This is a genomic window from Anatilimnocola aggregata (assembly GCF_007747655.1).
GTDB lineage: Bacteria > Planctomycetota > Planctomycetia > Pirellulales > Pirellulaceae > Anatilimnocola > Anatilimnocola aggregata.
In genome coordinates this window covers 4,625,756-4,640,052 of sequence record NZ_CP036274.1, presented here as the reverse complement: position 1 = coordinate 4,640,052, position 14,297 = coordinate 4,625,756, and the positions used below count along the sequence as shown (strand labels likewise).

At 58.2% G+C, this 14,297-nt stretch carries 14 protein-coding genes; 5 read left to right on the top strand and 9 right to left on the bottom strand.

Translation table 11 applies throughout. The features are described from left to right. Positions 1-303: 303 nt before the first annotated feature. The 3 genes from ETAA8_RS17305 (at position 304) to ETAA8_RS17295 (ending at position 3,670) form a co-directional block, all read left to right on the top strand. Positions 304-654: a P-II family nitrogen regulator gene (locus ETAA8_RS17305; protein WP_145090902.1), complete on the top strand. Its 351-nt coding sequence runs from the start codon at positions 304-306 to the stop codon at positions 652-654. Between the two features lie 507 nt (positions 655-1,161). Next, entirely contained in the window at positions 1,162-2,757 is a 1,596-nt protein-coding gene (locus ETAA8_RS17300) for an alkaline phosphatase D family protein (protein WP_238397403.1), read from the top strand. 139 nt (positions 2,758-2,896) lie between these two features. After that, positions 2,897-3,670, top strand: a complete 774-nt coding sequence (locus ETAA8_RS17295) for an SDR family NAD(P)-dependent oxidoreductase (RefSeq protein WP_238397402.1) — start codon at positions 2,897-2,899, stop codon at positions 3,668-3,670. Here the strand turns inward: ETAA8_RS17295 and ETAA8_RS17290 are convergent. From ETAA8_RS17290 to ETAA8_RS17280, 3 genes are all read right to left on the bottom strand, one after another. After that, entirely contained in the window at positions 3,667-5,331 is a 1,665-nt protein-coding gene (locus ETAA8_RS17290) for an HDOD domain-containing protein (RefSeq protein ID WP_145090896.1), read from the bottom strand. The two genes, ETAA8_RS17295 and ETAA8_RS17290, sit on opposite strands and share 4 nt — an antisense overlap. A 94-nt stretch (positions 5,332-5,425) precedes the next feature. After that, positions 5,426-5,608, bottom strand: a complete 183-nt coding sequence (locus ETAA8_RS17285) for a Flp family type IVb pilin (protein ID WP_145090894.1) — start codon at positions 5,606-5,608, stop codon at positions 5,426-5,428. A gap of 227 nt (positions 5,609-5,835) precedes the next feature. After that, entirely contained in the window at positions 5,836-6,324 is a 489-nt protein-coding gene (locus tag ETAA8_RS17280) for a hypothetical protein (protein WP_145090891.1), read from the bottom strand. A gap of 152 nt (positions 6,325-6,476) precedes the next feature. Between ETAA8_RS17280 and ETAA8_RS17275 the strand changes: the two genes are divergently transcribed. Further along, the gene (locus ETAA8_RS17275; protein ID WP_145090889.1) at positions 6,477-7,397 is read left to right on the top strand and encodes a UbiA-like polyprenyltransferase; all 921 of its coding nucleotides are present in this window, start codon (positions 6,477-6,479) and stop codon (positions 7,395-7,397) included. Positions 7,398-7,455: 58 nt separating this feature from the next. Continuing rightward, positions 7,456-8,571 carry a HEAT repeat domain-containing protein gene (locus ETAA8_RS17270; protein ID WP_145090886.1) on the top strand — a complete coding sequence of 372 codons (1,116 nt, stop codon included), beginning with the start codon at positions 7,456-7,458 and terminating at the stop codon, positions 8,569-8,571. A 19-nt stretch (positions 8,572-8,590) separates the two neighbouring features. On the opposite strand, the gene ETAA8_RS17265 is transcribed toward ETAA8_RS17270, so the two are convergent. The 6 genes from ETAA8_RS17265 to ETAA8_RS17240 all read right to left on the bottom strand — a co-directional run bounded on the left by ETAA8_RS17265 (position 8,591) and on the right by ETAA8_RS17240 (position 14,247). Then, positions 8,591-8,995, bottom strand: coding sequence for a hypothetical protein (locus ETAA8_RS17265; protein ID WP_238397401.1), 405 nt, complete (start codon positions 8,993-8,995; stop codon positions 8,591-8,593). 385 nt (positions 8,996-9,380) lie between these two features. Beyond that, on the bottom strand, positions 9,381-10,445 hold the full coding sequence (locus tag ETAA8_RS17260) for a lipid-binding SYLF domain-containing protein (RefSeq protein ID WP_145090883.1): 1,065 nt from the start codon (positions 10,443-10,445) through the stop codon (positions 9,381-9,383). 624 nt (positions 10,446-11,069) lie between these two features. Next, positions 11,070-11,954, bottom strand: coding sequence for a GyrI-like domain-containing protein (locus tag ETAA8_RS17255; RefSeq protein ID WP_145090880.1), 885 nt, complete (start codon positions 11,952-11,954; stop codon positions 11,070-11,072). A gap of 121 nt (positions 11,955-12,075) precedes the next feature. Further along, positions 12,076-12,459, bottom strand: a complete 384-nt coding sequence (locus tag ETAA8_RS17250) for a YciI family protein (RefSeq protein WP_145090877.1) — start codon at positions 12,457-12,459, stop codon at positions 12,076-12,078. A 56-nt stretch (positions 12,460-12,515) separates the two neighbouring features. Further along, complete coding sequence (locus ETAA8_RS17245) at positions 12,516-12,887, bottom strand: YciI family protein (protein WP_145090874.1); 372 nt, start codon at positions 12,885-12,887, stop codon at positions 12,516-12,518. Positions 12,888-12,996: 109 nt separating this feature from the next. Next, complete coding sequence (locus tag ETAA8_RS17240; RefSeq protein WP_145090871.1) at positions 12,997-14,247, bottom strand: RNA polymerase sigma factor; 1,251 nt, start codon at positions 14,245-14,247, stop codon at positions 12,997-12,999. Between the last annotated feature and the right edge of the window lie 50 nt (positions 14,248-14,297).

Sequence of the window (14,297 nt, the reverse complement as noted above, 5' to 3'; positions counted from 1 at the left end):
CTCCGTAAAAGCCCGCCGAATAGTGGATTGCCGCAGGGCTCAAACCAACTTGGCCAAACTGCGAACAGAACCAAAGTCTGCAAATATCACCGCGCACCGGCTGCGCAGAAACTTCGCCTCGCAGCGATCATCCTAATTTGCCTACCTGTCGAGAGCAAGCAAAACCACCACTCGCACGGCGAATTGCGGGGCTGCGAAGCCGCGCGATTGCTCCCCCGAAGCCTATTCGCGTCTCATGTGCCACGTTATTCTAAACGCTCCTCTCCGTTCCACTTCGACATCTGCGATGGAAGGAACGCGTGCATGCGCTTAATCCTGGCTCTGATTCAACCCACCAAACTAAAAGCTGTTCAAGAGGCGCTCGCCAAAATCGGCGTCGAACGTATGACCGTCTGCGATGCTCACGGTTACGGACGCCAAAAAGGGCAGAAGGCCACGTATCGCGGGGCCGAATACAAAACGAACCTGCTCCGCAAAGTGGCTCTTGAGATCGCGGTCAACGAGGACTTCCTCCAGCCAACGCTCGATACGCTCACCAACGTCGCTCGCACCGGGGCCGATGGTAATATCGGCGATGGCAAGATCTTCGTCCTGCCAGTCGAAGAAGTAATCCGCCTCAGTGACACCGTCCGTGGCCCCGAAGGCGTCTCTTAAGATTCGCCCAACCCCTGCCCCAAATGACGTTGGTAAAGCAACCGCGCTTCACTTCAACGCAATCTACCCCTAGATTCGCCCGCATCCGCTTGTCTCGCTGACGGGGATGCCTCGCGCAAAACCTCAAATTTCACGCGAGAAGCGATCCATGTTGCAGTTGAGATTCTCGATGCTGCCTCCGCGAATAAGGATCGGCTTACATAAACCGTGCACCCCGGCGAGTGTTGCAGACGTTTGGGCTGCGCGAACTCAGGGCCATTCTTCAGCGTGACGGGAAGCCTAGAGCGAAGGTCGCGTTGGCGTCCCAACATGCAGAAGCACTCGGCCAAGGTGAAGGTCGTGCTACGTTGGTGAGATCAACGAAGCGGCCAGTGCAAATTCAGAAGTTGTACATCGATTCGCCCGCATGTTACAAAACTCGAACGTGGTTCAGAATCGGACCTGCGGCGAGCACGTAAGACCGAAGTCTCTCAGCTACCTACCTGTCAACGCTCCCTCAGGAAGCAAATGATGTCACGCTGGCAGTTTCCCTACGTCGACCTAGGCACTTCGACCCGCCGCAACTTCCTATTCACCAGCACGTCGCTGGCTGCGGCCGCATTTTGGGCTCAGCGTGCTGAAGGCGCGGTCCTGTCGCGGCTAAAGACCGGAGACGATCCTTTTAAGCTGGGTGTCGCCTCGGGTGATCCCACACCCGATGGCTTTGTGATCTGGACACGTCTCGCTCCTGATCCACTCACTGGTGGCGGCATGCCGAACGAACCGGTCGCTGTAACTTGGGAAGTGGCCGAAGATGAGCAGTTCACCAAGACCGTGCAATTTGGCAAGACGACAGCCATTCCCGCCTGGGCTCATTCTGTGCACGTGGAAGTGGCGGGACTGAAGCCCGACCGCTGGTACTTTTATCGTTTTCGAGTGGGAATGGATGAAAGTCGCATTGGCCGCGCGCGAACTTTTCCTACGCTCAATGCGCAGGTGGACAAACTGAAGTTCGCCTTTGCTTCATGTCAGCACTTCGAGTCCGGTCTTTTCACGGCTTACGAGCATATGCTGCGGGACGATCTCGACCTGGTCGTGCATCTGGGCGATTACTTGTACGAAGGTCCCGGCAAAGACAATCTCGTCCGCAAACATGTGGGTGGCAAGCTCGACGCTCTGGAAGACTATCGCAATCGTCACGCGCAGTACAAAACCGATCCCCACCTGCAGGCCATGCACGCTGCTGCTCCGTGGCTGGTCACCTGGGACGATCACGAATTCGAGAACAACTGCGCCGGTGCAGTTCCTGAATTGCGTAAAGACAACAGGCCGTCGCCCAGCACGCGGGACTATCTGGCAATGCGCGCTCGTGCTTATCAGGCCTACTACGAGCACATGCCGCTCCGTCTGAGTGCGTTGCCCAATGGGCCGGACATGCAACTCTATCGCAGAGTATCGTTCGGCCGTCTGGCAAATTTCTGCGTGCTCGATACTCGGCAATACCGCAGCGATCAGCCGCACGGCGACGGCCGCAAACCGCAAGGAGATGAAGCGCTGTCCCTTTCGCAAACGCTGCTGGGCGACCGGCAAGAGGCGTGGCTAAAGGATGCCCTGGTTGGCTCCACAGCCAAGTGGAATGTGCTGGCTCAGCAAGTGATGATGGCCCGTGTCGATCGGATGCCGGGTGAACTGGCCGCCTTCAGCATGGATCAATGGCCGGGTTATGAAATGAATCGGCGCCGGATGTTGAAATTCTTTCACGAGCGGAAGATCGCGAACCCCGTCGTCCTCACGGGTGACATTCATAGCAACTGGGCCAACGATTTAATTTGCGATTTCGATAAGCTCGATTCCTGTGTTGTTGCCAGCGAGTTCGTGGGGACTTCGCTTTCGTCCGGCGGCAACGGCGTCGACAAGCCAAAAGACCATACTGCTACCCTTGCCGAGAATCCCTTCGTTAAGTTCTTCAATACCGAACGCGGTTATGTTCGCTGCGATCTGTCAGCGAAGGAATGGCGCAGCGACTATCAAGTTGTCACTGAAGTGCTCAAGCCCGGCGGCCAGATGTTGACTCGCGCGTCGTTTGTTGTTGAGGCTGGAAGACCGGGCGTGCAGAAGGCGTAACGTTAATCGAATCGCTCATTTCGCTCGCTTGCTTCACACCGCTTGTGCGTACTTGATCGCAGCGGCAATTCAGGCCACGATAGTTCGCTTAACAGCCCCGCGATTTACTCTCGCACAATCCCGCCAAGGACCACTTCTGATGCTCGACGAACTATTCAATCTAAAAGGCCGCACGGCGCTCATTACCGGCGGTAGCAAAGGCATCGGCAAGGCCTGTGCCCGTGGGCTGGCCGAGGCGGGCGCGAATATCGCTATCAGCGCACGAACCGAAGACGAACTGAAGAAGGCAGCCGCTGAAATTGGCAAAGGACTCGATGTGAAGGTCGAGTACTTCATCGCCGATATGGGCGATCGAGATGAAGTAAAGAAGCTGGCCGATGCGGTGCTGGCAAAGATGGGGCGCGTCGACGTTCTGTTCAATAACGCTGGAAGCAATAAGCCACAGAACCTCGTCGATACGACGATGGATACGTGGGACTCGATCCTGGAACTCAACTTCACCAGCTGCATGCTGCTGTCGAAATACATCGCGCCGCAAATGATTGAGCGCAAATGGGGCCGGATCATTTACACGTCGTCGGTCATGGCTCTCGCCTCGAATGCCGCCCGTGGTTTGTACTCGGGAACCAAGGCTGCGCTAATCGGTATGGCCCGCGCTCAAGCACTCGAACTCGGACCCAGTGGCATCACGGTCAATTGCCTCGCTCCGGGACCAGTGGCCACTGACTTGCCGATGAGCATTCTCACGCCAGCGCAGAAAGAGATCTTCGCCAATCGCACCGCAGTCAAGCGTTGGGGGCAGGTGAACGACATGGTAGGGCCTGTTGTGATGCTCAGCACCGATGCGGGTGCGTTCATCACCGGCACTGTGATTTCGGCCGACGGCGGCATGTTGTGCCGCACGTTTGACTAGAGCTCAATGCTCTTGATCGTGTTGCCGCCTGAGTGTAGCGCGCCATCGAGGCAGCGCTGCGCCGCGGCAACTAAATCGTTCGGCGGAAAGTTGCGACTGGGGAGCGACACCGTCGCGAGACCCGCGCTCATGCTCAGACGTGGAGCATCGGGGGGCAGGCTCTCGTCCTGCCAATCAGGCAATTGGTCGTGCACGTTGCGCAGTGTGGCCAGGGCATCGCTACGCGAGCAGTCTCCCCAGAGCAGCGCGAATCGCGTGCTGGTGAGTTGTAAGCAGGGGCCGAGAACGCCGGTCGCTTCGGCCAGATGGCGACGAAATCGTTCGAGGAACACCATGGTGGGTTCAATACCGCAAACGAACTGAGCATCGGCAAAATGATCGAGCTGCAAGATCGCGAGCGACAACGGACTGCGGTTCTGCCGGCAAGTCTGCAGCACGCTTGTCAAACGTCCCAGCAGACCGGGATCGGCGGCTGTGCGTGCTGGTTGGCCTGCTGCGGCCAATGAGGCGACTGGTGTGGTTCGTCGCAAGGGTGAACTATTGGAGGGATGCAGAAAATCGCTGCCGCCATCGGCTCGCCGCTCGCTCTTGTGGTCGCCGAGTTTGAATTCGCCGACCGGCCGCGCAGCGTGATTGGCAAGATGCTGCAAATCGCGTGTTGTCTGCAGGACCGATTCGAGCGCTGTGGCTTCGTCAGCCGCACGTTGCATTTGAATCAGCTCTGGCACCATCTCGGCAGTGATCGAAGCCAACCGTCGATGCGCTGCTTGCAGTAATTCTTGCGAGCTTGGTCCGCTAGGGAGTTCAATCGCCAGCACGCCAGCCAACGATTCGAAATGGGGGCCAAGTTCTGTCAGCACCGAATGCAAGCGCACGGGCCCGAGTTCGAAATAGCGCTCGCCAATTTCGAGCAGTTGCGCGAGTTCAGCGTCGTGAGGTTGTTCGACGTAGCGAGTCAGCAATTCGCCTAAGTGCAGAATCTGGCATAATTGCCGGCTAGGGGTCGGTGCATGTTCGACGGCCCGCTCGCGCGGCGGTACCGCAACCGCTTGGCACAGCTTCGGCGGCAGCCGCCAGTTCATCAGCATTCGCGCGCTAAGGGAGAGGTGGTCGAACCCAAGCGTGGGAATCTCCACTGCTTGCAAATCACCGCCGCAGAGGCGCGTCTGCACATACATGGTCGCGTAGTTTTCGCCCAACTGCTGCAGCAGGGCGAGGATCCCCACGTCTTGCAATAAGCCAGCAATGAACGCTTCTTCTTCGTCGCTCTTGGCAACGAATTGTTCGAGCAGTCGGCAGGCAACGGCCTTGAGCAACGTGTGCTGCCAATAGTGTTGCAATGCTTCGGCATGGATGCCGCGTAACAACTCCGGCGGCAAACTGAAGCCAAGCAGCAGTGCTTTGAGCGGCTTAAGACCAAGGAGTGCGAGCGCTTGTTGCAGATCGCTGACCTGGCGACTGAGGCCGAAGAGGGAACTATTCACGACCTTGAGAATGCGGGCCGCAAGTGCCGGGTCGCTTTCGAGGCACAGTTTGAGCTGCCGTGGATCGACTTGGGGCTGCCCCGCGAGTCGCAAGACTTCCAGTGCGACGGCGGGGAGCGAGTAGAGTTGCTCGGCCTGTTGGGCAAAGCGATCGAGCGAGCTGAGCGTAGCAGACATCGGACACACACCAAGGGTTCGCAAAGAGAGGTTCTACCTGGGAAACTCTAGCTCGCGCTTGGCGATCAGCTCGACTGCAACGTCACCAGCGAAATTAACTTCCGGCAATGGCCGCGTTGATCTTGGTCTGGCTGTCTTCAAAGGCCCCGTTGGTTTGCGTTCCTAAGAACGTAATCGCGCCGACACAGAGCCCAACTATGAGAGCCAGCATCACGGCATACTCAACCGCAGTCGGCCCATCCTCGTCCAATAACAAACGGAGAAGCAATCGGTCCATGGCGTTGCCCTTTACCCAAACAACGAAGAAAAGTTCGGCGGCACCTCTCAGAAAAGTTGTGAGAGGTATCGGCCGGGGAGTAGAGCAAGCAGAGAGTCAAAAGAGTCTACTGCCTGTCGTCTGAACTCTAGGTCACGTCCCGGCAATGAGCAAAGGAAGTTGATATTTTCCCCCCGTTGAGCAGTTTGCATCAATGGATTCGGGGCATTCTTGCTGGGAATGAATTGCTAGAACGGTGGCGCATTCGACGGCCGGCGCGCCTGGCGGGTTTCCTGCGGGCGAGTGGCTGTTTGCTGGGGATAAGCCTGCTGCTGCTCGGCCTGCAAGGCCTCAAAATAACGACTGCGCGGCTGGTAACGAGCTTGCGGATCAGGCAGGCGCTCGCTCATCGGTCCCGAGGGCGCGCTGGGAAGTGGTTCGGCCGGAGTGGGCGCGGGTTGCGGGGTGCTCGGCGCTTGTTCCTCAAAATAGTACGGGGCGTGGGCACCGCTACTGAGGCCGCTGTGCATTTCATAGCCAGGCATGGCGAACGGATGCTTGATCGGAAAATGACCGTGGGTTGGCCGTGGGGGGCATTGATCGTAGGCATGATACCCACTGCTCCAGCCCAACCCCGAGGTGCGGACGACGTAATTGAACCAGTCCGCGCGCGCCGGCAATGTTGTTGTGCAGAGGAGCAAGCCGAGGGTGCCGATTTTGACGATGGTCTGTTTCATGGTCGTCCATTCCCGTTCAATAACGGCAGGTGCTTACCGGCCGAGGCATCTTCAGTTTGCTATCGTCGCCGCTTTGAGCACGGCATTCCCAAATTCCCCCTCCTTGGCGACAATGACGGTGATGGTCCGTCCTTTTCTGCGGTAAAAACAGTATGTTCGCCACCTTTCGCCATTTGCTGGGAATGATTCGGTTCAGCCATACCATTTTTGCGCTGCCGTTTGCACTGCTGGCCGCGATCATGGCGTGGACGACTCCGGTCCCGGCAGGCGTCGATGTGACGATCGCCTTTCGTTGGCAACATCTGCTCGGCATCTTGATCTGCATGGTCGGTGCCCGCAGCGCGGCGATGGCCTTTAACAGACTCGTCGATCGGCATATCGATGCGGCGAATCCGCGCACACAGATGCGGCATATTCCCGCAGGTCTTTTGTCGCTGCCGACGGTGATTCTGTTCACACTTGCGTCATCGGCCATCTTCTTCGCCGGCACGCTGCTGTTCCTACCCAATTGGCTACCGATCGTATTGTCTGTGCCGGTGTTGCTGTTTTTGCTGGGCTATAGCTATGCCAAGCGGTTCACCTCGCTGGCTCACTTCTGGCTCGGCATCGCGCTGATGCTCGCACCGGTTTGTGCTTGGATTGCTTTGCGGGGCGAGATCCTGCTGGTGCAGCCGCGCGATATTTTGCCGGCTGTAATGCTGGGGCTTGTCGTTTTGGCCTGGGTTGCTGGCTTCGATATCATTTATGCCTGTCAGGATGCCGATTTTGATCGGCAGGCCAAGTTGCGCAGCGTCCCCGCGCGGCTCGGCGTCGCCGGCGCACTGCGATTGGCAGCTGCGTGTCACCTGGTCACCCTGATCCTGCTCGGGCTCTTGCCCTTGCTCTGCCCGGAAATAGGGCTAGGTTGGATTTATGGCAGTGGTGTGATGGCGGTAGCCTTGCTGCTCGTTTACGAGCATGCCCTGGTCAAGCCGGGCGATTTGACGCGCGTGAATGTGGCGTTCTTCAACGTCAATGCGATCGTCAGTTTCGGCTTGTTCGTGGTCGGCACGATCGATCTGCTGCTGCACTAAGGCTGCGGCAATCACACAGGGGCGTGATTGCCACAGCACCTCTCCAAGGAACTGACCCATGCGAGTTTCGAGCCTGCGTATTGCAGCTGTCTGCGGTTGTTGCCTGGCCGGTTGCGGCACGAATGTTCCTGCGCCTGTTATCACGCCGGGTCCAGGCACGACAGTTGTCGAATCCAAGACCGAAACAAGCGAGATGCCTGAGGTTCAGCCGACTCCGCAAGCACAGGTAACGCCGACGATCAAGCCACGGGTTACTTCACTTCCGCCGGCCGATCCCAACGATCCCGTCCGCCAGATCGCGGCGAAGCTGGTCGAACCAACGGGCCCCGGTGGCTGGCGAATCAGTGAAGCTGCCGCGCTGGAACTCGAACGACTCGGGCCCGATGCTACGGCGAGGTTGCTGCCGCTGTTGGGCGATAAGCAACTCGAAGTGCGGCGCGGCGCAGCGTTTCATTTGCTCAGTTCGTTCGACCCAGCGATTCCCCTGCACGTCGCGGCGTTCACCGGTTTGCTGGCCGATGAAGACGCGACCATTCGCGGCATTGGCCTGCAAGCAGTGCGGCAGATGAACGCAGCGGACATGAGCACCGCCCAGCCGCAACTGACGGCCATGCTCGATCCCGAGCGCGAAACCAAGGTCGAGAACCGCGTGGCCATTGTTCGCCTGGCGGGAAATCTCGGCACCAAAGGAACAGCGTTTACAGCAAGTTTGACGAAGTCGGCGACTACCGATCCCGACGAACGAGTTCGCTCGGCCGCAATCTTTGCCCTGACGCAGGTCGCGACTCCGGAACAGTCACTCCCCACCCTTCGGCAAGCCCTCACAGACAAACAAGCGGCCGTGCGACTGGTCGCTGCTGGCCGGTTGAGAAGTCTGTCTACCAATGCCGAACCTGCGGCAGCTGACTTGGGAAATGCCCTGGCCGATGAAGACGAGCGGGTGCGAACGGCTGCGTCCGAGGCGCTGGTTCGCATCGGGCCAACTGCTCAACCGGCGCTCACGAAGGCGTTGGAAAGCAACAACGTGAACGCGAAGAAGCTGGCCCTGGCTTGTCTCTCGAGTCTGGGGCCAGCTGCGAAACCAGCCTTGCCAGCCATCGAAAAGTGCCAGCAAGATTCCGATAAAGACATCAGCGAAGCTGCCAAAGTTCTAGCGGCAAGACTGAAGGGGTAATGGCGACTGCAGCAAACGACTATGCTTCGACGAGCGGATCGCCGACATACAGCTGCAGAATTTGGCTTTGCACCTTGATGGCTCGAATCAGCACCCAGATTTGTTCCGGGGTAAATTTGCGCGGGTCGGCCTTAGCCAGCGACTCCAGTTCTTCGGTCATCGCCGCATGCTGATCGGTGGCGGCCTGCAAGCGCAGCCCCATCTCGCGCCAGGTCGCGGTGAGCTTGCGCTCGTCGCGAAGCACGTCCACGTTGTTCGTGGCGTTCGCAAGCAACAGGCACAGACGAGCGACATCCTTCGTCTCGGCGCCGGGTTGCATGGTTTCGATCTTGTGAGCCAATTCCTGACAGTTCATAGCACAAGCCTGTAGGTCTAAGCGGTGATAAGCAACGGTGTTCTCGACTTGGTTGGGGAGAACGTACATGCCCGAAGCCACTCGAAATCGAGCGCAGCAGGCACGGGCGACGACCTGACTCCGCAGATTGCCACCTTCGGCGATCGAACTCTCTGGGCCCCACCGCTGGGAGCAGAACAACGAGGAAAGTTGCTCTCAGGGCCAGCTTGACGGGCCATCCATGGTCAAGCTCGCGAGTGCTCGGGTAACCGACATCCGAACTTTAGCTCAGAATCGCAAACGTCGCCAGAAAAACGCAAGTTTGTATTAGAAGGCCAGTTACGACGGCGTTCTCGCATTAACCGCACGCGTTTTATGGGAGATTGCCGCCCGTTAAAATCGGCAGGGGCGGCAAGAGCGGTACCCGTTGAAGTAGGGTGAGTCGCCAACCGAAAGCGTTCGCTTCAGCGGCAAATTACCGCTGCAAAGGCAACTGAATTGCGGCGGGGGGCGGTGGCAACGAAAGCTTGCCGTGTCCCACTTCGCTTAGAGTGGCGGAGTATTCGTGCAACAGTTCGAGCGTAGCGCGAAACTCAAGCCGTTCGTTTAGTCGGCGATATTGCGGGTCGCGAGCCACGGCATCGAACCGCTGCAGGGTGACCGCGAGCGCTTCCGGAGTTGGGGCTTTACCCGCTTCGTAAACTTCGGCTGGCATGGCGAGATACCGCTTCCACGATTCATCGACAATCGTATTCAATTGTGCGACCGAACGGGCCAGTTCACCACGAACCGCCTCAATCCGCTGCGTCGGATCGACGGGCAGCAGCGGCGCGCCTTCCGCGGCAACCACATGATCGGCAGCCGAAGTGTACTTACTGAGCGTCTCGAGCAACTTCACGGCAGCCTCGGGGGCTGGTGTGGGCATGCCGCCGGGACCAGGGCGGTAGAAGTTCATTTCCATTTGCGGTTCGAGTTGAATCACGGAACCATCGAGCGAGACTCCCGCAAACAGCCCGCGACTGCGCGAGTATGAATAGATCTCGGCTTTCAATTCCAAATCGGTTCCTGCCCCCGCGCGGCGACCAACGGGCCCCGCTGCTGCGGCGGCATCAGCACCGATGGTGAACTTTCCTTCGAGCAAACCGGCCACACTTTTCTTCGACTTGAAAACCAGCACGAAGTCGGTCGACTGGGCACCAATTTGCCAGCCCACGCTTCCGCCCGTGATGGAAACAAATCGCGGCAGGCCGAAGTGACGTTCCTGATCGCGAATGAGGACCACGCCGCGGCCGCGTTGTACGCCGGCGACGAGACCAACCTTAATCACGTTCGGAATGATCGCCACAGCCTCGGCATCTTCGAGCAGCGATTCGGGAATGCGCTTGACGGAAAGAGTCATCGTCTCATGCAGCGAAGCAGTCGCCTGCTCGACGATTCTTTGTTCATCTGCCGCCTGGGCGAACGAGCCGCTGCCAGTTGCCAACGCGCCCCAAGCAACCAGGCCCAGGACAGCCACCATCCAATGACGACGATTCCGCATGTTCGATTCCTTCCACCCAAGCAGTAAATCTAACCAGCAGGCCGATTTCGACTTGCGAACTCTAGCAGATAACTACGCAACGAAACAATTTCAGTTCGCTGGCTGCTGACAGGAGCAATTGTTGCTAGCAACGCGATTGCTGACGAATGCAAATTGCTGTTCGCGCACGCAGAAAGCAACGCACATTTGCGCCGCACGATCAGCTCTCGTAGATCACTAGTGATCGCGCTCTTGGTGGCTCGGCACCCGACGCAGTCTGGCGGAGGTTTATCAACACCCCCCTTTTGCGGTCAACTCCGTAAAGCCCATTCGCACCAACGCGTTGCGCTCAACTTGGCATTTCTGAAATCATCCTGTTTGTTGATAAACCCCCCGTCGATGAACCGCAGCGACGCATCTCAGTCGCATCGGGCCCGTTGCAGACAAAGCCAGGCAACAGTCCACGCAGCGGCGCGAAATCCTCACGCTTTGCAGTCAAGTCTTTCCACCAGATTGCCAAAACAGTCGCTTATATTGTGACGAGTTAGTGAATACTTGTCAAGCAGCTGGCATCCAGATTTGTCGTGCTATTTTTGCCCGGACGATTGGAGTCGCGTTGGGTGGGAGGCTGCTAAGTTCGCGTTCTTAGCGTTCCAGGGCAATCCAGATTTCAGCGCCACCAGTCTGCGGGTCGAATTCGGCCGTGTAGCGTTCAACGCAAGGAGCGGCGGCTAACTTCAGGCCGCAATCGGGTGCCCACTTCGACCAAATCGTTTCGATGGTCTGCGGGAACGACGTAATTGGACCGACGTGGGTGAAAACGATGTATCGATGAGGGGCCAATTTCACCGGCGTGAAGCCAGCGGGCAGTTTGGCTCCCGGCTTGAGTTCGACTCCGGTGAGGTAGTCAAAGTCACACTTGTTCTTGACGTTCCAACAGACGCCATACGAAGTAGTCCCTTGCTGCCCCGGAACCTTGCCGATGTGCGGGGCGAACACCTCCCACTGCTGCGGAATCTGGCTGCGCGTCTCCATCGTGTAGCTCTGGTTGTGCCCCGCAATCAACATCTCCTGTCCGTCTTCGTAGCGCGGAAATTCCAGGCCCAGACCTTTCGCGTGAATCGCTGCCTCTCGTTCGCGCTGCTCCGGAGTAAACGCTTCGCCAAAATCGTCCGCTTCGAAAACCGGCCGAATTTCGATCTCGGAGTCTTCCATCATCGGATTCGGGCAACGCTTGACCCACTCGATCGCTTCTTCCAGCGACTTCACGCGCCACAACCAATACCCGGCGACGAGCTCCTTGGTTTCGGCGAATGGGCCGTCGGTCACCGTCCGGTTAGGACCGGAAAAGTGGACGCGAACCCCTTTCGAACTCGGCTGCAAGCCATCGCCGGCCAGCAAGATGCCCGCTTTGACAAGTTGCTCGTTGTAGTTGCCCATTTCTTCAAACAACTTGGTGAGTTGTTCTGGTGGCGGCATTTCGCCCGCTTCGGAGCTTTTGGTGGCTTTGACGAAGACCATGACTTTCATTCGTTTTCTCCCAGACAAGGTGAGTGATTTGTACGAAGAGGCCAGACGGCAACCAGCTGGCAAGTGATGCGAGCGAGTCCGGCACACAACAGTTCAATCGCAGGCCCAGCAACCAGTTGTGTTACTTGGCGGTGGCTAAGTCGGCAGCAGCAGCGACCGGCAGCGTGTTCAATTCAAAGATGGGGCGAATTTCGACCGTACCTTTTTTCGCGCCCGGAATGCGACTGGCAATTGCGATGACCTCATCCAGGTCGTTGGCTTCGAGCAAAAAATAACCGCCCAATTGCTCGGTCGTTTCGGCAAAGGGACCATCGGTAACGAGTCGCTTCCCGCTGCGAACTCGCACGCTGGTGGCGAGTGATACTGGATGCAGCGGCGACGCGGCGAGAAACTGCCCGCGAGCATGCAACTCGTGGCACAGGCCTGCCGACTCCGCCATACAAGCCTCGCGCTCTTCGGCGGTCCAATTGTTTTCGTCGCTATAAATGAGGAGCATGTATTTCATCGCGAGTTCCTTTGAATGATTGTCGCTGAAGTGGTCTGGTTTTCGACAAGGGTCAACTAGAAACCCAGTGCAGTACGGGTCTGATCATCGACGGCAATCGGCCGAACTTCGACGCAGCCATAGCGGGCCCCCGGAAAGCGGGCGGCGATTTGAATGGCTTCGTTTAGATCCTTGGCTTCGATGACGTAATAGCCCCCCAGTTGCTCCTTCGTCTCGGCATAGGGGCCATCGATGACCTGTGCTTTGCCACCCCGCACGCGCACCGTCGTCGCATCTTCGGGTGGTTTGAGTCGATTGCAGCTGACCAGTTGAGCACTGCGGCGAAGTTGCTCGGTAATTTCCTGATATTCGTCGTATTGCCGCGCCGCTTCTTCGGCAGTGAAGTGTTCCATCATGTTTTCGGCGGCGATCAGGCAGATATATTGCATTGCGAACTCCTCGCAGCGGGAATAACAGGCTGTCTACTGAGTAGTCGCCCTGCTCGGGACCAAATCGACAAGGCGTTTGGTTTTGTTCGAAAAAGTTCACTTCAGCGGCCTAACCCAGTTCCATTAGCCGTTTTTCGAGAAATCGCCGTTCCGGCTCCTGCCGAGCCAGCGCTAACGCCTGCCGATAGGAATTGCGGGCAGCATCTAACTGGCCGGATCGACGGTACAAATCGGCCCGGGCAGCATGCGCCAAGTGATAGTCGACCAGTTCTTGCCGGGCCAAGAGGGCATCGATCAAGGTGATCCCGGCGGCAGGACCGTCCCGCATCGCAACCGCCACGGCTCGGTTCAACTCAACGACCGGCGAAGGATTCATTCGCAGCAGCACATCGTACAAACTGACGATCTGGTTCCATTCGGTCTCGGCAGCGGTCGGAGCGTCGGCGTGGACGGCCGAAATGGCTGCCTGAATGGTGAACGGTCCAAAGGCGCGCGATGCCACCGACCGCTCGATAAGCGTCTTTCCTTCGGCAATTTGCTCGCGATTCCAGCGCGTTCGATCTTGCTCTTCCAGCAGCACGATTTCACCCTTCGGTGAAGTGCGGGCCGCGCGCCGCGATTCGTGCAACAGCATGAGTGCCAGGAGTCCGATGACTTCAGGTTCCGGCAGCAGTTCCACCAGCAAACGGCCAAGGCGGATCGCTTCACCCGATAGGTCGGGCCGAGTCAGTTCGCTCCCCGACGAAGCTGAATAGCCTTCGTTGAAGACTAAATAGACAACTTGCAGTACCGACTCTAACCGCTCGGGGAGCTCTTCTCGCGCGGGAACTTGATAGGGGATTTTCGCGTCGCGAATCTTCGCCTTCGCCCGCACGATGCGCTGGGCGAGGGTTGCCGGCGCGGTGATGAAAGCACTCGCGATCGCTTCGGTCGTTAGCCCGCAGACTTCGCGCAATGTGAGCGAAACTTGAGTACTGGGGGCGATGGCCGGGTGACAACAGGTGAAGATCAGCCGCAAGCGATCGTCGGCAATTTCTTCGCCCGCTTTGGCAGCATTGGTAGAGGCTACATCTTCAAACCGCGCTGCCAGTTCGGTTATTGAAGCATCGAAGCGCACGCGCCGTCGCATCGCATCGATGGCCTTAAAGCGCCCCGTCGAGACCAGCCAGGCCACCGGATTGGCTGGCACACCTTCGGTGGCCCATTGTTCCACGGCCACTGCGAACGCTTCGTGCAGGGCTTCTTCCGCGCGATCGAAGTCATTGAGCAACCGCACGAGCGTGGCATAGACACGGCGCGATTCGGTGCGATAAATCTCGTCGACGAGAGCTCGTGTTGTCGCAATCGCATCGGCCGGCATTGATCAGCAGCTCGCGGTTCGCCTCAGGGTCGCCTTGATTCGCCGTTTAT